Here is a 19,562-nt window from a genome sequence, read left to right on the forward strand (position 1 = left end):
CTTAACGTCACGTTACCAATATTATAAGAACCTAGCAACTGATTAATTGCTGCCTTTAAACTGTATGGTAAAAGTCGGGTATTTAGGGTCATCAGCATCAATCGGGAGACTGCCAGTATTGAGTACCGCTTGTTTTGCCGCTTCGTTGACCGTGTTATCAGGTCCAGAGGCGGACACATTGATCACATCGCCATTTGCATTGACAGTGATGGTCAGGGTGGCGCGTTGAGTAGAACCCCGCGCGGCGGTAGGCGGCGTATAGTTGCGCTTAATTAAGTTGATAATTTCGCTGTTGCTGGCACCGCGACTGCCACTGGATGCAGAGCGGCTACTGCCCTTGGACGTACTAGAGGTTGACGTATCACCAGACATAGTAGACTGCCCATCTGATAGGCTAAAGGTTTTTCCTGCATTGCCAGAGCCAGCAGTATCAATCTCAATATTGCGATCGCTAGCAGTGGGACGTTTTATCTTTGGTGGATTGTTTTGCTTCTGACGAAACTCTCCCAGTCTTTTTGTTCTTCTATAAGCTGATCGCGTTTGCTTTGATCGACTTGGTCAAGCTCTTCCATGGCTGACTCGTCTAATTGTGCTGCCCACTCAGCCATTTTTTGCTCATATTCTTGATTTTGCTCAAGCAGACGTTGTTGATGGTCTTCGCTCATCAGTATGGGTTGACCAGTGGGTTCCTCAGATCGTGTAAATACAGGCACGCGCTGAGAGCTTGACTGACTTTGATTTTGCGCACTTACGCTACTACCAGATATTTCTGGCTGGGCACTACTAGACGAGTCGCTAGTGCTACTATCCATCTGCATTGCGCTAGCTGCTGCACGGTTGGCCAATATTTGTCCTTGCATTTCAGCAAGTTGCTCAGGAGATACCATGACCGTCTCAATACTACCAGCAGTCTCGACCTCAATGGTTTGATAGTTGTAAACCAGTATGCCGATGATAAGACCATGCGCCAGTAAGCTTAGCAACGTCGGCAGTCTTAGCCCGTTGCTTTCTGGTTCGGTAGGTACATAGACGGCAGGAGCATTATGCATGGTAAGGATACTCATGAACGTGATTTGTCAGATGGATTACTAGGATTGGCTATTATGATATGAAACGTTTACTAAAGGATATTTATCACTATAAAGAAGGCGTGGGTAGAGGCGCACCGGTCAGTAATCCAACTTTTTCGATACCTGCTTGCTGCAAAGTTGCCATGAGCGTCATGATGGCACCATACTGATTGTTTTGATCGGCATTGATCATCACCTGTACTGGCTCAGCATTACTATTATCGCTCTGAGACTGCAGGTTAGATAATGTATTAATCAGCTCAGACTCACTTACTGGCACGTCAATATTACTTTCATAACTGATAAAAATATCACCCTTGTCAGTCAAAGAAACAATCACAGGTAGTTGGCTTTGATTCATATTATTGGTTTGCTCTTTTGGCAAATCAACATCGACGCCTGTAATCAGCATCGGCGCTGTCACCATAAATATCACCAGTAGCACCAGCATGACGTCAATGTAAGGTACGACGTTCATTTCCGCATTAAGGGTTTTTTTTCACGGCCGTAGGGGTTTGGTTTCATAGCCCTGTCACCTGACCTGCATTAACTTGGGTTTCTTTACTAATAGGCGCTTGTACGCTGGTCTCACGCTGTAGCATGCCTGTCATTTCATCACAAAATAAGGCACGCGAGTCATATAATCGGCTCGATTTTGCTGTGAAGTGGTTGTATGCCAATACCGCAGGGATAGCGGCAAACAAACCCATGGCTGTGGCAATCAGTGCTTCGGCGATACCGGGAGCGACAGAGGCGAGGGTAGCTTGCTCAGTTTGAGACAGTCCCAAAAAGGCATTCATAATGCCCCACACTGTACCGAACAATCCGATGTACGGAGCAACGGAGCCAATGCTGGCTAGCGTCGTCAGTCCCGACTCTAGCAATTGCTGCTGGCGACCTAGGCCGACGCGTAGCTTGCGTTCAACACCATCGATAATGTCGTCTTTAGGTTGACGCTTTTTATGCATTCTTAGGTATTCTGAAAAGCCCACATAAAAAATCTGCTCAAGTCCCTGACGATCAGGAGAGCCTTGAATGCCTTGATATAGTTTGGCCAAGTCTTCGCCTGACCAAAACCAAGTCTCAAACTGTTGATCAAAGTTTTTGGCTGTACCAAGTCGAGCACTCATGCGAAAGATAATAACCCAGCTGAGTAAAGAGGCTAATAACAATAGTGCCATCACAATCTGCACCAATAGACTGGCTTGGGTAATAAGATCGACAATATTTAATGATTCAGGCATGTAATGGACTCACGAATAATTGATAACAGCTGGCTGGAATAGTGGTATCCGAACCAGACAACCCCTAAACAAACACTATTTACTTTTTATTATTTAATACGCAGCACGTTTCTTCACTAAAAATTTGTAACTGTGCTTAGAAAAATGCTGCAACAGTAAGTATCGCGATTTAGGTATCGGTATAATAACCCCTAGTTTACTTCTAAATGAAAGAAACGTCATTATTAATGTGTTAAACGACTATTTGGTTGGGCTACTACTGATTCATTCAATAGTTAGTTGGATAACATGGATAATGACCGAGCAAATACTTATTACCTAAAACTTATGACTCAAACCGAATATTTCCTCAATGACGAGTAGAAAGTAGTTTTTCGAATAGCGTCGAGCAGCATGACTATATATAGCTTTTCATGTGGCTTTTCTGGCCAATAGTCTTGAAGTCTCTCAAAATCCTATTTTGTACGAGATAGATATTATCAACGATTGAGTTTGTAAGATAACTGGTCTAATATGTTACGCTTTGTTACTACATTATTCTTATTGTGGCATCGTTATTTTTTCGCTGAGGTCATGTTTAATTTTAGGTAATGATGACTTTTTATTATCCAGTCGGGGGCGACACTTATGAATGCAATTGAACGCTATTTTGGGATTAATGGTGAAAATACCACGATCAAAACAGAAATCATCGCTGGTATAACCACGTTCTTGACGATGGCTTATATTATCTTTGTCAACCCTAACGTCTTAGCCGATGCGGGTATGGATAAAGGGGCCGTATTTGTAGCGACCTGTATAGCAGCAGCAGTAGGTTGTTTCATCATGGGTATCTACGCCCGACTACCAGTTGCGCTTGCACCAGGTATGGGTCTTAATGCCTTCTTTACCTATGGTGTGGTGCTTGGTATGGGCTACGCATGGCAGACAGCGCTAGGTGCGGTGTTCTTGTCTGGTTGTATCTTCGTACTACTGAGTCTATTTAAGATTCGTGAAGCAATCATTAATGCCATTCCAACGTCTCTTAAAAACGGCGTAGTCGCTGGTATTGGTGCGTTCTTGGCGTTTATTGCATTGCAAAGTGCAGGTATCATCGTCAATCATGATGCAACCTTAGTTGGCCTTGGTGACATGACGTCATTTGGTCCTGTCATGGCTTCATTAGGTTTTGTTGTTATCATTGGCCTGTCTTACAAGAGAGTCCCAGGTGCGGTAACCATTGGTATTTTATTGGTTGCACTGATTAGCTTATTAATGGGCTATACGCAGTTCACAGGTATCCTCTCTTCACCGCCTTCTATTGCACCGACGCTGATGCAGTTAGACATTGCTGGTGCATTTGATGTGGGCATGATCAGTGTTATCTTTGCTTTCTTATTTGTCGATTTGTTTGATACTGCTGGTACTTTGATTGCTACCACTAGCCAAGCAAAGCTAACGGACAAAGATGGCAATATCCCGAACATGGGTAAAGCACTACTCGCTGATTCAACAGCGACAGTAGCAGGTTCTTTACTGGGTACTTCATCGACGACCAGTTATATTGAGAGTATCTCTGGTATCGCTCAGGTGGCCGTACAGGCTTGATGGCTGTTACGGTAGGTGTGTTATTCCTGTTCAGTATCTTCTTCTCGCCACTAGCAGGTATGATTCCAGCTTATGCAACGGCTGGCGCTATCTTTTATGTAGCCGTACTTATGATGGGTACCCTAAAGGACATTAACTGGAGCGACTTAACAGAAGCGGCACCAGTGGTCGTGGTATTGCTATTCACACCGCTTACATACTCTATCGCTGACGGTATCGCACTTGGTTTTATTACCTTTACAGCTGTAAAAGCAATTGCAGGCAAGTTTGCAGATATCAGTATCGCTGTCTGGATTTTGACTGCTATATTGTTGTTCAAGATTATCTTCCTATAATGCAAAGTGTAGTAAGACATTAATAGTGTCTTAAACAAGAAACCCTCCTTATCAGCTGATGATAAGGAGGGTTTTTTTGTCAGCATTATAAGACTATCGTCTTAATTTAATCCCGATATTCTTATGGTTAATGTTTAGTATTTCTGATACCAGTATTAAGTAGGGTGATGCCAAACTATAGACAATAGCAAACAAAAAACGTAACCAAAGAGTCATAGTCAGTAAATTGCTTGTAAGTTATTGTTATTTAGATAGAAATTAATTATTTGAAAATGATTAATTTCGTTAGTTTGAAAAAAATTTCGTGATATTATAGCCGAGTTAAGCGCATCACCTCAATCAACGCCGTAGAGGTTTTTCTTACAGTGAATTAGCATCATCAAAGATGACAGATTTGTAATTATTAGAGCGATTTTTCGGTTCAATAAGGCGATATTTGGTCATCACACTCCTTTCACTACTAACAAGAAGAAGGCACTAATGCCGCTTAGCTTTTCGTTGTTGCCTTTGTATTGTTAACGTAGCCCGTTTAACAGTCGAACGACCTACTTAACCGTCTCCAGCCTATGCTGGATTTTTAGTTTTGTGATGGCGCCGTTTGGTCTTTTGATTATTGCTGTGAATATCCGTCAATAACCACTATTTTTTTGATAGCGGTTATGAGCAGTTATACAGGACGATCAGACTTCCTAAAGCACCATTTATTATGGTTTTTAAACGATAGTTATGGAGTTATTATGAACCCAGTAGACCAGTTTACCCCGCAAGAGCCGATCTTGTTTAATCCTGTTGATATGCTGTCGCCTGAGTATCTCGCCCAGTCAGCAGAAGCGCTAAATGAGCGTATCTCACCGCTATATAGCGCCGATGAAGAACGTTGGTTGTCTGAGTTATTGCCACTTGCCAAACCCAGTATAGAAGAACGCGATGCTGCTGCTGAGCAAACGCGCAAACTGGTCGAGCACGTGCGTAATGATGGTAAAGCCGTCAAGATGGTTGACTCATTATTGCTTGAGTATAGCCTTGATACCCAAGAAGGTATCTTGCTAATGAGCTTGGCAGAAGCCTTGATTCGTGTGCCAGACAACTATACGGCTGATGCGTTGATTCATGACAAAATGAGTGTGGCTGACTGGAAAAAGCACATTAAAAATGACAATGGCTTTATGGTCAATGCCTCTACTTGGGGCATGATGATGACTGGTCGCGTTGTCAGTATTGACAGCAGCATCACTGCATCAGGTTTCTTGGATCGCATGACTAAAAAGATGGGCGAGCCTGTCATTCGTAGTGCGATGCAAAAAGCCATGCGTATCATGGGCCATCAGTTTGTATTGGGCGAGACCATCGAAGACGCCAATAAAAACAGCCAACCATATCGTAATAGAGGCTATACCTATTCATTTGATATGTTAGGTGAAGCGGCGATCACGCATAAAGATGCGGAAAAATACTTCAACGACTATCTACATGCGATCAGAGCTACGGCCAACGTAAAAGTCAAAGAAGGCATGCCAAAGCCGTCAGTGTCTATCAAATTATCAGCACTGCATCCTCGCTATGAAGCCACGCAAGAAGCGCAAGTAATGGGATTATTGCGTCAGCGCTGCCTACTATTGATTGAAGCGGCACGTGAAGTCAATGTCGATATCAGTATTGATGCTGAAGAAGCAGATCGTCTTGAGATTTCTCTAAAACTGTTTGAGTCTTTGTACCGTGATAATTTAACGGCGGACTGGGATGGTTTAGGTATCGTTGTACAAGGGTACTCTAAACGCGCAATCGCTGTATTAGCATGGCTTGCTCGTTTGTCTACTGAAGTCGGTGATCGTATTCCAGTACGTCTAGTAAAAGGCGCTTACTGGGATACTGAGATCAAACTTGCTCAGCAAAAAGGCCTATCAGGCTATCCAGTTTGGACACGTAAAGAAGGTACGGATACTGCATACCTTGCTTGTGCGCGCTTCTTATTGTCAGACCATCTGCGCGGGCTAATCTGGCCACAGTTTGCAACGCATAATGCGCATACACTGTCTTCAATCATGACCATGAGTGCACATAGAGATTTTGAATTCCAACGTCTGCACGGCATGGGCGATGCACTTTACGATCATATTTTGCAAGCTTATGAGATTCCTGTACGTATCTATGCGCCAGTAGGTGCACATAAGGACTTGCTACCGTACTTGGTACGCCGCTTGCTTGAGAACGGTGCCAACAGCTCGTTTGTTCATCAGTTGCTAGATAAGTCTTATCCAATCGAAAAGCTAACAGTGCATCCATACGACAAGCTGCTTGGTAATGCAACATTGCACAATCCAGACATCCCGTTACCGTTAGAGATTTACGGTGAACGTCGTGCAAGTTTTGGCCCTAATATCTTTGTAGAGTCACAATGGTTGCCGTTCAAATCAGCTATTGATAGCCATCTACACAAAACATGGTCAGCAACCTCTATCATTAATGGTAAAGCTGTTGATACCTACGAAGTAGATGGTCAAACGAATCAGCTTGATACGCAGACTGTACTTGCGCCTTGGAACCATGAAGTTAGTGCTGGTGAAGTAACTTATGCCAACGCTGAAGTGGCGCGCCAAGCGATTGATGTGGCTGTAGCGGGTCAAAGCATGTGGCAAAACGTAGCCGTGACCAAGCGTGCGGCAATACTGCGTAAAATCGCTGAGCTATTTGAAGAGAACTATGCTGAGCTGATGGCATTGTGCCAAGTCGAAGCTGGTAAGACCATGCAAGACAGCATCGATGAAATCAAAGAAGCCGTTGATTTCTGTCGTTTTTACGCTGATGAAGCAGAGCGCCTAGACGATGTCGTGCATGAGTTTACAGATTTGTCTGGTAAGCAATCGCGTCAAGTTTATAAACCACGTGGCACTTTTGTGTGTATTAGCCCATGGAACTTCCCATTGGCTATCTATACGGGTCAAATCGTGGCGGCACTGGCAGCAGGTAATACGGTAGTCGCTAAGCCTGCTGAACAAACCAGTTTGGTAGCTCACTTTGGTGCCCAGTTGATGTATCAAGCGGGTATACCTGCAGAAGCACTGCAATTAGTCATTGGTGCAGGCGACGTAGGTGGTGCTTTGACGGCTGCTGATAATATCGCAGGTGTGATATTTACAGGTTCTACTCAAACAGCCCAACGTATCAACCAAAGCCTAAACGACCATGCACAAACCAGTGGCGAATTGCCTGTCTTTATCGCTGAGACTGGCGGTCAAAATGCGATGATCGTTGACTCAACGGCATTGCCAGAGCAAGTCGTTAGAGATGCGGTACTATCAGCATTTGGTTCAGCAGGTCAGCGTTGTTCAGCTTGTCGCATATTGTGCGTACAAGAAGAGATGGCGGATGATTTAATCGAGCTATTACAAGGTAATATGGCTGAGCTGTCTGTAGGTAATCCTTTATATGCTGCGACAGATGTAGGTCCAGTGATTGATGCAGATGCTAAGCATGGTTTAGAGGCGCACATCGAACGTATGAGTGCTGAGCCGACTGCTACTATCTTGGCACAGACGCCGATGAGCTCAAGCTCAGTCGTCAGTCAAGAGAAGTCTACTTTTGTATTGCCAACCGCAATCGAAGTGAAAAGCATTGATGTGATCGGTGGTGAGCACTTTGGCCCAATTCTACACGTACTGCGTTATCAAGCGCGTGATTTGAATAAGCTGATTGATGCTATCAACAATACAGGCTTTGGTTTGACGTTAGGTATCCATAGCCGTATCGAAAATACCGTTGAGCACATTGAGCGCCGTGCATTTGTCGGTAACACTTACATCAACCGTAACCAAATCGGCGCGGTCGTAAACGTACAGCCATTCGGTGGTTGTGGTCTGTCTGGTACTGGCCCTAAAGCTGGTGGCCCGCACTATGTCGCGCGTCTCATGCAACTTAGCTCAGAATCAGTCAATGCTGAACAGTCAGCTGCTCATATGACAGCAACCGAAACCCAAACTACCACTCAAACAGAACTCGCATAAGGAGTAGCAACATGGCGACTGAATTCAAAAAAATCATGCCCAGGTTTGTGAATCTTGGCGATTACTCGGCGCAGTCAACCGCGCAACGTATCTACAAGCAGCCATTCCAAAACTGGCATTGCTCACTGGTGATGCCAATAAAGCAAAGCGTTTATTCAACCATTTGTTGAGCGCTGCGCCTAGCTTGGATGAGATGCATCGTATGACAGGGGCAACAGGCGAGTCTAATGACTTGTATGTGACTGGTCGTGGTAAGACGATGGTCATCGGCGGCGAAACTGCTAGAGCCATGGCAGTATTAGGTCAGCTTATCGCGGCACTCCTAACAGGTAATGAAGTTATATTGCATTGCCCAAGCCAAGATGAGATGTGTAATGAAGCTGCTAAGATATTGCACGATACAGGTATCAGCGAAGATGTATTAAGTGTGGCTAATGATTCGCAAACTGTGACGCTTTTATATATCGATCGTCTAGCGCAAGTGGCTGTCTCTGGTAGCCGCAGCGAAGTGCAAGCCGTCAGTCAAGAGCTTGCCAATACTGACGGTATTTTGACGCAGGTTATTAGTGTTACTGATATGGAAGGCTTGTCAGAAATGCTAACGCCTGACTACCTACATCGTTTTGTTACTGAGCGAGTCAAGACTATCAATACCACAGCAATCGGTGGTAACGCGAGCTTGCTTGAGCTTGGTACAGAGTAGAATCACTGCATTAATTACGAATCCGCTTCGCTTTTATATCAACTTTTATAAAGGCTAAGCGGTGTTTGGTAGCGCTATAACTACCAAACTAGTGATTGCATAAGATGTATAAGAAAAAACCGCTATCTGAGTCATTATCAGTTAGCGGTTTTTTTGTTTGCGTTATTTAGCTGAAGATTGATTATAGAATGTTATTCAGCAATATCAATCCATACCCAGCCGTTCTCTAGCCATTCGCTCAAATCATCTGCATCAACATCGGTGACGTCGCTATGTTGTAATGCTTCACCATTGGCCAAGCGTACTAGTACTGCTATCGCCGATTCATCAAGCCCATCGATACGTTGACCATTAGCATACAGTACAGTGCCATCATCGGTCTGGCTATAGAGTAGGCGGTTGCTATAGTCCGCCTGCAATGTGGCCCCTTCTGATAGGGCCTGTATTAGCTCATCGGTATCTAACGTCTCTTCTGGCATCAGCGCATCATATTGGCGTTTACTAACTACTTCAGAAACTGCTTGGCGAATCATATCATCACCGCGATCAGATTGTAGCATCTCTAGTAATTGCGCCTTGATAGCGGCAATACTATCTGCTTGCAATTCACCTGACGCTTGTAGCGCTTGCGGTAGTAGCATCGGGATAAATAGCTTGCTGTCGTTAGTCGCAATATCGGCCACACTATCGATGATTTGCATCAGGTTTGGACGGCGGCAACCAAAAGAAAAAGTCAGACAGTCATCTTGTGCTACACCGAAATGTGATAATTTAGGCGGTACATAAAGCACATCACCCGCTTCTAGTATCTCATCAAAGATAAGCTCACCCATATCGTCAAACAAGCGCAGAGGCTCATCAGCCACAAACTCTGTCTGCTCATCACAGAATTTGCCCAACTGCCAACGTCTAGAGCCGTATCCCTGTGCCAAAAATACATCATAATCGTCATAATGCTTACCGACCGAACCACCTGCTGGTGCATAAGAGACCATGATATCATCACGCTGCCACTGAGGAATAAAGTCAAACGCTTGCCATAATTGACCTAGCTCTGGTGACCACTGTTCCAGATTCTGCACTAATACAGTCCATTGCTCTGGTAGGTTTTCAAAATCAGTCTCATTCAGTGGGCTTTTTTGAGTTGCCACTGTGCCTGACCTTCTTTCTTACTGGCTGCTTGGGTCAGCAGTCTTGCACTAGCATCTTCTTCAAGTGCAAGACCAATCATGTCATCTGGCTCAAACATATCAACTAGCTGCGGCAACCCTTGCTTAATAAGCAGTGGCTTCTTTTGCCAGTATTCAGATAAGAATTGCTCAGGCGTGATAGAGTCGGGTAAACAAAGAGGAATAGAAGTCATTGATAAATCCATATTTTGGCGGTGTACAAGATTAATAATAAGGGATGCTTTATAGGAAGGTTTTAATAGTTTAAGATTGTCATCTATTTGATGTCTATTATTTTGGTGACGTTTATATAGTACATATAAACAATAACGATTATCAAAATAATAGCTGTCATCAGAGCATCCACTCAATCGTAGGAACGTTATGAAAAAGCTGCATTTTGTTGTCATTATCGCTAGCGTGTTTTTGCTACAAGCCTGTGTCCATAAAATCGTCACAGTACCCGCAAAAATCGCTTATAAAACTACCAAAGGCGTGGTCAAAGGAACCGTTGCTGTGGGTAAAGCCATCATACCGGGCGACAGTGATGACGATGATGATAAAAATAAAACCTTACTTATCAACTATGGGTTTTGAATCAAAAGCAATCGAATCAAAACCAATCATAGCGTTCAAAGTAAGGTTACTGTTTATTCAGATAATAGCTATTAAGATAATAAGTGAATAAGATAAAATTACTATCAAGATAGGAGCGAGTAAATAATACTAGGCGCTCCTACCTTTCTAGACTGATTCCATTATCAGTATGCTCTTATTAGCTATTAAAGCTTGGCAATCCATTCTTTAATAGCGCGTGCTTGCTCAGCGGCATTACCGATATAAGTAGCAGGCGTCAATGCACGCAAGCGTTCTTTATCCGCATCACTAACTGCCGATAGCTCATCGCTTTCGACAAACGTTAGCATGGCTTCACGAGTCATGGCATTACCACGAGTCAAAGCTTTTAGTTTCTCGTACGGATTTTCAACACGATAGCGACGCATGACTGTTTGAATTGGTTCTGCCAACACTTCTTGCGCTTGATTCAAGTCATCATTTAAACGCTGTGCATTTAGCTCAAGTTTACCCACACCTTTTAGGCAAGCATCAAACGCAATCATGCTCTGTGCTAGGCCAACACCGATGTTACGCAACACCGTTGAGTCCGATAGGTCACGCTGCATACGTGAAATTGGTAGCTTCTCACCCAAATGGGCTAGCATCGCATTGGCAACGCCTAAGTTACCTTCAGAGTTTTCAAAGTCGATTGGATTAACTTTATGCGGCATGGTAGAAGAACCAACTTCACCGTCTTTTAGACGCTGTTTAAAATAGCCTAAGCTAATATACTGCCAAATATCACGGTTAAAATCGATCAAGATTGTATTGAAGCGTTTAACAGCATCAAACAACTCAGCGATATAGTCGTGTGGCTCGATTTGAGTCGTATAAGGGTTAAACGTTAGCTCAAGACGCTGATTGATAAACGCTTCAGCATGGCTCTGCCAGTCGACGTCAGGGTACGCTGAAAAATGCGCATTATAGTTACCGACTGCGCCGTTGATTTTACCTAATAGCTCTACTTGATTGATTTGCTTGATTTGGCGGGCTAGGCGATAGGCTACGTTTGCCATCTCTTTACCCAATGTCGTTGGACTGGCTGTCTGACCATGTGTGCGTGATAACATTGGCTGATCAGCGTGAGCAATAGATAAGTCAACGATGCTATCAGTCACTTGCTGCATTTTGGCAACGACTAGCTCGCGGCTGTCTTTGAGCATCAATGCATATGATAGGTTGTTAATATCTTCACTGGTACAAGCAAAGTGAATGAACTCAAGTGAGTCAATCAAGGCATCCTGACCACGGAACTTGTCTTTGATAAAGTACTCAACCGCTTTTACATCGTGATTGGTCGTCGCTTCGATGTCTTTGATAGCTTGAGCATCCGCTTCGCTAAAGTCATCAACGATTGCATTCAAAAAAGCGTTGGTCTGGTCATCAAATGCTGCTAATTCACCAATTGCGCTGTTGTCAGCTAAAGACTGCAACCAGCGAATCTCTACCGTAACGCGAGCTTTGATTAGACCAAATTCAGATAAATAAGGACGTAAGCTGTCAGCCTTTGATGCGTAACGACCATCAATTGGAGAGAGAGCGGTAAGTGGGGTCATGGTTATGCCTCAGTAGTTATGAAATAAAAAACTGCAAGAGTCTAGATAAAAAATTACCATATAATAAACGACGTCGAAATCGTTGCGCGTAATATAGCAGAAATATGATATTAAAAAAGCGGTCTATGCAAATAAAGCGATTTTGACGCTCGTTAAAATTATGTTATTCACTGCATCAACATCTGTACCTTAAGTTGGGTCTTAAGAAGTAATTAAAATCCGCAAGGTGCATCGATAGATTCAATCACGCCGCCGCCTAGACATACTTCATCGATATAAAATACGGCTGACTGACCAGGGGTGACGGCGCGCTGTGGCTCATCAAATACCACGCGCACTTCGCTGCCATCGGCATTGGTCGCAAATACGCGACACGCTTGGTCTGGCTGGCGATAGCGAGACTTTTCCATACAGGCTAGACCTTCGTCGCTAAACACATCCGCATGTGGTAAACCATTAACCCAATCGAGTTTATAGGCTTTTAGCTCGTTGCTCATTAGCATGGGATGTTCATGCCCTTGACCGACGATTAAACGGTTTTTCTCTAAGTCTTTTGCCAATACAAACCACGGCTCCTCGGGACGGTCTTTGACACCGCCAATGCCGATGCCGCCGCGCTGACCCAATGTGTAATACATGAGGCCATCATGAGTACCGATGACTTTATTGTCATCAGTAAGTATCTCGCCTTTTTGGGCAGGCAGATATTGCTGTAAGAAGTCTTTAAAACGGCGCTCACCAATAAAGCAAATACCCGTAGAGTCTTTTTTCTTAGCCGTCGCTAGGTCATGCTTTTCAGCAATCTGACGTACCACCGGCTTTTCAAGCTCACCAACTGGGAATAGCGTTTTGGCGATTTTGTCACCGCCAACCGCATGTAAGAAATAGCTTTGGTCTTTATTATTATCAAGACCGCGTAAGAGCTGAGCAACCTCAGTGCCGTCGTCATTTTTGTAATTCACACTGCGACGCGTATAGTGACCTGTAGCGATATAATCAGCACCAAGGGTCAACGCATAGTCCAAAAACGCCTTAAACTTAATTTCTTTGTTGCACAAGATATCAGGGTTTGGAGTGCGTCCTGCTTTATATTCTGCCAAAAAGTGCTCGAATACGCGATCCCAGTATTCCATAGCAAAGTTGGCCGTGTGCAGCTTCATACCGATTTTGTCACATACGGCTTGCGCGTCTGCTAAATCATCCATCGCCGTACAGTATTCGGTGCCGTCATCTTCTTCCCAGTTCTTCATAAACAAGCCTTCGACCTTGAAGCCTGCCTGTTGAAGTAGAACGGCCGATACAGAAGAATCGACCCCGCCTGACATACCGACAATCACATGCTTGGTACTAGGATTTTCGACATCAGCAAGTGTTAAAGGGCGATGAGCATTAAAAGACTCAGAAACGGTTGTGCTTGAGGTATTTTGTATGGCTGACATAAAACGGCTCAACTATTTATACGTTATCCAAAGTACATGCCGACGCCAAGCGTTATGCAATCACTACAATACGTAGTCTCAGCACAGCAACGTCAGCTTGTCTTTTGGATCTGGTATTATGATAAAATAAACGTCATATTATACCAGTTAATTGAAACTGGTGGCGACCGATGGTGTCTGGCTACTAGTAAAACCACTTTGAAAATTCAGATAGTGGTTTTGAATTATTTTAATCACCTTTAACTCATCTTGGAATAATAATGATAAAAATTGGTCAAGGTATCGACGTTCATGCTTTTCATAATAATGGTCAGCAGCAACAATATGTCATTCTAGCGGGCGTGCCTATTGAGCATACTCACAGTTTGCTCGCACACTCTGATGGGGATGTGGTCTTGCACGCACTTGCTGATGCGCTTCTTGGTGCTTTAGCACTTGGCGATATCGGGCAGCATTTTCCCGATACCGATGCGGCACATGCTGGATTGGATTCACGAGTATTGCTGCGTTATGTTTATAGTAAAGTGCAAGAGGCTGGTTATAGCCTAGGCAATGCTGATATTACCGTGATGTGTGAACGTCCAAAGTTAGCGCCGCATAATCTAGCCATGCGCGCTAATATCGCTAGTGACCTGCAAACGGATATTAGCGATATAAGTGTGAAAGCCACCACAACTGAAAAATTGGGATTTACGGGTCGTCAAGAGGGCATCATGGCCAATGCCGTGGTATTATTAGTCCCTAATGCTGTTGAACCTACATAGATCGTAATTCGTGCTTGTAATACAGCGGCAGTCGCCCCATGTATCAGCCACGTCTTTACACAATTATTTTATATAAATAATCATTTTAATGAACCGCTTTATCAATAGGAGCTTTTATGAGTGAGCAAACCCCAAACACTGCTGCAAACGACGTTGAACAATTGATCCGTGATCAAATCCGTGACAATAAAGTCATTATCTACATGAAAGGCACACCGCAATTTCCACAGTGTGGCTTTTCAGCGCGCTCTATTGAAGTGTTGACTCAGATTGGTCGTCCATTTGCGTTTGTAAACATTTTAGAAAACCCAGAAATCCGTGCAACGTTGCCAAAAATCGCGAATTGGCCAACGTTCCCGCAATTATGGATTGATGGTGAGTTAATGGGCGGATCAGACATCATCTTACAAATGTATCAGTCAGGCGAGCTAAAGCCATTGGTTGAAGCAAACAGCCCTGCTGCTTAATACTTAAAAGTGTGAATTGGATGTCTTTGATGTCTAATTAGCCTTTGTAAGATACGAGCATAGCAAACCCAGATAGTCATTTGATGGCTATTTGGGTTTTTTTATTGTCGCTATTAATGTCGCTAGTAGCGTATCTATTCTTGTCCCTACTAGTATTTCCACGCGCCTATGTCATTATGTCTCGTTGTTTTTATAGGATTTACCCCCATATAGTGTCCAAGATACCAGCGATATAAATAATAATTATCAGATGAGTAAGAGAGCTTTATGAATAACCAAACCAGCGAACAGTCAAACGAGCAAAGAGAAGCGGCTGAGCAGGCAGCGATTGAAAAGCGCCGTGAGCGTCTAAAAAATGAATCTACACGCATTATTGAAATTGCTAACAACGAGTCATATTCAGCACTCAAGTGTATTCATCAGCTTAGTGTGGCGGGCGGTGCAACTGAAGCGACGTATATCGCTATTGAACAGCGCATTGTTGTGGACCAAGATCCTGCAGGTGCTTATCACTTGGCATTATTGGCTCAAAACACGCCAGATTTGCCAATCGATGCTCGTCAGCTTATCGAATTAGTCGTTAATAAAGGTGATAATCATCAGCGCTTGGCCTTGCTCAAAAACTTACCATTACCGCCAGTTGAGCTTATCAAAGCGCAGATTTTAGCGAGTGATGATGGTGAGGCGATTGGTCAAATGAATGCCTATCTACAGATAAACCCAGAAGGATATGGTAGCCATCATATGCTGTCTAGCGGTCAATCGGATCAGATCGTACCCTTGAGCCGTGGAAACAGTAATAACTAAGAGATCATTACGAACTCAAAAGCTAACAACCAAAGTGATGCTGGCGTAAGTATCTTTGCGCTTAATTATAATAGTTTTTATCCTAGCGTTTTTTAAGCGTGAAAAAATTGTTATAATGATGGGTTATTCAGGGCGTGTCCTTAATCTGAACAAAAGCATCTGAATGGGCTAAAAATGGTTAAATATTGCCAAACTATGTCAAATAGCTGGTTGATATCCTGATATTATCTGCGCTACTTTCCTTGTTTGGCTGCAATTTACCTCATTTTTATCACCATTTTCAAAATAAGAACCCGCCCTAACCAATTATGAACGACTTATCTGAGTCGTTATCTTTTTTATAAATACGACTGACGTTTATTTGCTGATTGTTTTCTTATTTGAACATAGGATATGGCAATCAGCAGCGTTATGAGTCAAGTGAGGCACACATGCAATACCCAAAACATTACGACGTGATAGTGATCGGCGGTGGTCATGCTGGTACAGAAGCTGCACTAGCGGCTGCACGTATGGGCGCACAGACCTTATTGTTGACGCATAATATTGAGACGCTCGGGCAGATGAGTTGTAACCCTGCGATTGGTGGTATCGGTAAATCGCATCTAGTACGTGAGATTGATGCGCTAGGCGGTGCAATGGCGCTGGCAACGGACAAGGCTGGTATTCAGTTTCGCGTACTAAACAGCCGTAAAGGGGCTGCCGTTCGTGCCACGCGTGCGCAAGCAGACCGCATTTTGTATAAAGCGGCTATCCGTCATACGTTAGAAAATCAGCCAAATCTGGATATATTTCAACAAGCTGCTGATGATATCTTGGTTGAAAACGGTCGTGCGACGGCAGTCGTTACTTCTACAGGTATTGTCTTTAAGACCGAAACAGTGGTATTGACTTCAGGAACTTTCTTGGGTGGCGTTATCCATATTGGTTTAGAGAACTCAAAGGGTGGCCGCGCAGGGATCAGCCTTCTATCAAGTTGGCAGATCGTTTACGTGAGCTTAAGCTGCCAGTTGGTCGTTTAAAGACAGGTACACCAGCACGTATTGATGCGCGTAGCGTTGATTTTAGTGTAATGACGGTACAGCCAGGTGATACGCCATTGCCAGTGATGAGTTATATGGGTGACGTCTCTATGCATCCTGAGCAGGTCAACTGTTATATCACGCATACCAATGCGCGTACTCATGACATCATTCGTGAAAACCTTGACCGTTCGCCAATGTTCTCTGGCAAAATCGAAGGCGTAGGCCCGCGTTATTGCCCATCTATCGAAGATAAAATTCATCGCTTTGCGGATAAAGACAGCCATCAGATTTTCATCGAGCCAGAAGGTCTGACCACACATGAGTTGTATCCAAATGGTATCTCAACCAGTTTGCCATTTGATGTGCAGTTAGACTTTATTCATAGTATGAAAGGCTTAGAAAACGCCCATATTACTCGTCCAGGTTATGCGATTGAGTATGATTACTTTGATCCACAAAACCTCAAGCCAACGCTTGAGACTAAGTCGATTGATCGTCTGTACTTTGCGGGTCAGATTAATGGTACGACAGGCTATGAAGAAGCGGGCGTACAAGGTTTGCTAGCAGGTACTAATGCGGCATTGGTCACTACTAACAATAGCGAGTTTGATACATGGACACCGCGCCGCGATGAAGCATATCTTGGCGTGCTTGTCGATGACTTGATTACCCACGGTACTACCGAGCCATATCGTATGTTTACGAGCCGTGCAGAATATCGTTTATTGCTACGTGAAGACAATGCCGATCAGCGTTTGACTGAGACTGGTCGTAAGCTAGGTCTAGTAGACGATGTACGCTGGCAAGCCTATCAAGAGAAAATAGAAGCTATCGCGACAGAAACTTCACGCCTAAAAGATATGTGGGCCACGCCTGCTAATGCTTTAGGTAAGCAAGTAGCCGAGCAAACAGGTGAAGTGCTGTCTAAAGAGTCGACTGCCTTTGATTTGCTAAAGCGTCCGCAAATACATTTTGCTGATATCGCCGCTATCACTGACTCAACGGTTGATACACAAGTAGGTGAGCAGATAGAGATTTCTGTTAAATATGCAGGCTATATCGATCGCCAGCAAGAAGACATCGATCAGATGAAACGTCTCGAGAATACCGCACTACCGATGGACTTTGACTATAGCGTCGTATCTGGACTATCAAATGAGATAGTACAGAAACTTACGCAAGTTCGTCCTGCGACGCTAGCTCAAGCGGGACGCGTAAGCGGTGTAACCCCTGCTGCTATTCAGTTGTTGGCGATGACGGTTAAAAAGCATAAAAAAGCAAAAGCTGCATTGGACTCATAACAGCTATGCAATAAAGCCTTTTATAATAAAGCACTTATAGTATAAGAAGCCCGTAACGATGTTTCGTTACGGGCTTTTGTTTATCAAAAAAATAGTCAGTTCTAAAAGAAAGTCACATGTAACCTTGTCCTACCTGCTACTTTGTCTCTATACTAGGTCAGTAAATTTTCTTAATACTTGTTAATTTTTCTCGCTGATGTCCATATATTGATGGGCTTGTCACCGAACTGAGTCTACTTATGATTGATGCTATTGTTTTTGCTATTACTATTGTCTTACCCAACCTTGCCTTAATGTGGTTGGGTTTTTTATGCAAAGACGGGGTGAAGCAAGCCAAACTTTTATCGATCAGGCATCAAGTTTTGTCTTTAATTATTGCTTGCCGTGTTTATTGTTTTTTAGCGTGGTCGATAGCGACGTCGATTATGGTAAGCAAATTACGCTTATTCTTGTTGGTATCTTGGTGACGTTTATATTATTTATTGGCGCAGAGTTTTATGCCAAACGCTTCGTCAAGCGTCCTGAAGACCAAGGTGTGTTTGTACAAGGCGTATTCCGTAGCAACATGGCCATCATTGGCCTTGCAACCGTGGCCAACGCTTACGGCGCGCAAGGGTTAAGTATCGGTGCTGTCTATATGGGCGTGGTGACGATACTGTTTAATATCTTAGCGGTCATTACCCTAAGCCGCGTATCCAAAAGCGTGGATGACACATGGGTTAGTCGCGGCACGATGATTGTGAAAAAATTACTGACCAACCCTCTAATTTTGGCATTGGTTGGGGCATTCGTCTATAAAGCACTGCCATTGCCACCACTTACAGGGGTGATTCATACGACTGGCGACTTATTAGCAGCGGTGGCTCTGCCGTTAGCCCTGATCTGTGCGGGTGCTAGTATTAACCTAAAGTCTATGTTGCACCCTTCGGGCTTATCCATGCAGGCGAGCATTGGGCGAATTGTCATTGCGCCATTGATTGCTATCGCTGTTGGACTTGGGTTCGGGTTGTCAGGCGTGCATATGGGGGTTTTGTTTTTGATGGTCGCATCACCAACAGCTGCAGCCAGCTATGTCATGGCAAAAGCAATGGGTGGCAATGACGTATTAGCGGCTAATATTTTGGCATTTACTACCGTCGTCGGTATGTTTGGTATGGCGATTGGGGCAGCGACGTTACGTGCGCTTGGATTGATGTAATGCAGATTTTATACTATCTTTAAATAAGCAAGTACTTTCGCTTTATCTAATTTTGATAGTCTTAAAAAAGCCCTCTTTTCAAATAAGAAAAGAGGGCTTTTGGTATTAATCTAGCGTTCGCTATTACGCTTGTCTTCACTGCGCTGCTTGCGCTTTGGGCTAGTACGATAGGTCAGATAACCACCGATAGCCATAACGGCAAGAAAGGCGACGATATACATAAATATCGACGAGCCAATCATGAGCGATGCACCGATAATGGGAGTTGCTTCCATGTC

General features: G+C 43.9%; 14 protein-coding genes and 4 pseudogenes. 10 read left to right on the top strand and 8 right to left on the bottom strand.

Features of this window, described 5'->3' with window-relative positions; all coding sequences use genetic code 11:
• Positions 1–42: 42 nt before the first annotated feature.
• The 4 genes and pseudogenes from ACOBWA_RS05885 to tolQ all read right to left on the bottom strand — a co-directional run bounded on the left by ACOBWA_RS05885 (position 43) and on the right by tolQ (position 2,314).
• Entirely contained in the window at positions 43–372 is a 330-nt protein-coding gene (locus ACOBWA_RS05885; RefSeq protein WP_420230479.1) for a cell envelope integrity protein TolA, read from the bottom strand.
• 95 nt (positions 373–467) lie between these two features.
• The gene (locus ACOBWA_RS05890; RefSeq protein ID WP_420230480.1) at positions 468–1,064 is read right to left on the bottom strand and encodes a hypothetical protein; all 597 of its coding nucleotides are present in this window, start codon (positions 1,062–1,064) and stop codon (positions 468–470) included.
• Positions 1,065–1,137: 73 nt separating this feature from the next.
• Positions 1,138–1,595 (bottom strand): annotated as a pseudogene (gene tolR / locus ACOBWA_RS05895) (protein TolR).
• Positions 1,592–2,314: a protein TolQ gene (gene tolQ / locus ACOBWA_RS05900; RefSeq protein WP_057759620.1), complete on the bottom strand. Its 723-nt coding sequence runs from the start codon at positions 2,312–2,314 to the stop codon at positions 1,592–1,594. Before tolQ ends, tolR begins: the two are co-directional and overlap by 4 nt.
• Positions 2,315–2,941: 627 nt before the next feature.
• Between tolQ and ACOBWA_RS05905 the strand changes: the two are divergent.
• The 4 genes and pseudogenes from ACOBWA_RS05905 (at position 2,942) to ACOBWA_RS05920 (ending at position 8,940) form a co-directional block, all read left to right on the top strand.
• Positions 2,942–4,236 (top strand): annotated as a pseudogene (locus ACOBWA_RS05905) (NCS2 family permease).
• 737 nt (positions 4,237–4,973) lie between these two features.
• A complete protein-coding gene (gene putA, locus ACOBWA_RS05910) occupies positions 4,974–8,237 on the top strand; it encodes a bifunctional proline dehydrogenase/L-glutamate gamma-semialdehyde dehydrogenase PutA (protein WP_420230481.1) in 3,264 nt (1,087 codons plus the stop codon).
• A gap of 11 nt (positions 8,238–8,248) precedes the next feature.
• Positions 8,249–8,407: a hypothetical protein gene (locus tag ACOBWA_RS05915; protein ID WP_420230482.1), complete on the top strand. Its 159-nt coding sequence runs from the start codon at positions 8,249–8,251 to the stop codon at positions 8,405–8,407.
• Positions 8,404–8,940, top strand: a complete 537-nt coding sequence (locus ACOBWA_RS05920; RefSeq protein WP_420230483.1) for a 1-pyrroline-5-carboxylate dehydrogenase — start codon at positions 8,404–8,406, stop codon at positions 8,938–8,940. Before ACOBWA_RS05915 ends, ACOBWA_RS05920 begins: the two co-directional genes overlap by 4 nt.
• 191 nt (positions 8,941–9,131) lie before the next feature.
• Here the strand turns inward: ACOBWA_RS05920 and ACOBWA_RS05925 are convergent.
• Positions 9,132–10,303, bottom strand: a pseudogene (locus tag ACOBWA_RS05925) (JmjC domain-containing protein).
• A gap of 190 nt (positions 10,304–10,493) precedes the next feature.
• Here ACOBWA_RS05925 and ACOBWA_RS05930 point away from each other — a divergent pair.
• Positions 10,494–10,706, top strand: a complete 213-nt coding sequence (locus tag ACOBWA_RS05930) for an NF038104 family lipoprotein (RefSeq protein ID WP_420230484.1) — start codon at positions 10,494–10,496, stop codon at positions 10,704–10,706.
• A 185-nt stretch (positions 10,707–10,891) separates the two neighbouring features.
• Here the strand turns inward: ACOBWA_RS05930 and purB are convergent, their stop codons facing one another.
• A complete protein-coding gene (purB, locus tag ACOBWA_RS05935) occupies positions 10,892–12,283 on the bottom strand; it encodes an adenylosuccinate lyase (RefSeq protein WP_057759636.1) in 1,392 nt (463 codons plus the stop codon).
• A gap of 212 nt (positions 12,284–12,495) precedes the next feature.
• Positions 12,496–13,722 carry a tRNA 2-thiouridine(34) synthase MnmA gene (mnmA, locus tag ACOBWA_RS05940; RefSeq protein ID WP_420230485.1) on the bottom strand — a complete coding sequence of 409 codons (1,227 nt, stop codon included), beginning with the start codon at positions 13,720–13,722 and terminating at the stop codon, positions 12,496–12,498.
• Between the two features lie 260 nt (positions 13,723–13,982).
• Here mnmA and ispF point away from each other — a divergent pair, with 260 nt between their 5' ends.
• The 5 genes and pseudogenes from ispF (at position 13,983) to ACOBWA_RS05965 (ending at position 19,284) form a co-directional block, all read left to right on the top strand.
• The gene (ispF, locus tag ACOBWA_RS05945; protein ID WP_420230486.1) at positions 13,983–14,486 is read left to right on the top strand and encodes a 2-C-methyl-D-erythritol 2,4-cyclodiphosphate synthase; all 504 of its coding nucleotides are present in this window, start codon (positions 13,983–13,985) and stop codon (positions 14,484–14,486) included.
• A 116-nt stretch (positions 14,487–14,602) separates the two neighbouring features.
• On the top strand, positions 14,603–14,953 hold the full coding sequence (gene grxD, locus ACOBWA_RS05950) for a Grx4 family monothiol glutaredoxin (RefSeq protein WP_057759647.1): 351 nt from the start codon (positions 14,603–14,605) through the stop codon (positions 14,951–14,953).
• 267 nt (positions 14,954–15,220) lie between these two features.
• On the top strand, positions 15,221–15,760 hold the full coding sequence (locus ACOBWA_RS05955; protein ID WP_420230487.1) for a hypothetical protein: 540 nt from the start codon (positions 15,221–15,223) through the stop codon (positions 15,758–15,760).
• 431 nt (positions 15,761–16,191) lie between these two features.
• Positions 16,192–18,086 (top strand): annotated as a pseudogene (gene mnmG / locus ACOBWA_RS05960) (tRNA uridine-5-carboxymethylaminomethyl(34) synthesis enzyme MnmG).
• Positions 18,087–18,396: 310 nt separating this feature from the next.
• Positions 18,397–19,284: an AEC family transporter gene (locus ACOBWA_RS05965; RefSeq protein WP_420230488.1), complete on the top strand. Its 888-nt coding sequence runs from the start codon at positions 18,397–18,399 to the stop codon at positions 19,282–19,284.
• Between the two features lie 110 nt (positions 19,285–19,394).
• Here the strand turns inward: ACOBWA_RS05965 and ACOBWA_RS05970 are convergent, their stop codons facing one another.
• Positions 19,395–19,559 carry a hypothetical protein gene (locus ACOBWA_RS05970; protein WP_420230489.1) on the bottom strand — a complete coding sequence of 55 codons (165 nt, stop codon included), beginning with the start codon at positions 19,557–19,559 and terminating at the stop codon, positions 19,395–19,397.
• Positions 19,560–19,562 lie beyond the last annotated feature (3 nt).

It is taken from the genome of Psychrobacter sp. ER1, assembly GCF_048631835.1.
Taxonomy (GTDB): domain Bacteria; phylum Pseudomonadota; class Gammaproteobacteria; order Pseudomonadales; family Moraxellaceae; genus Psychrobacter.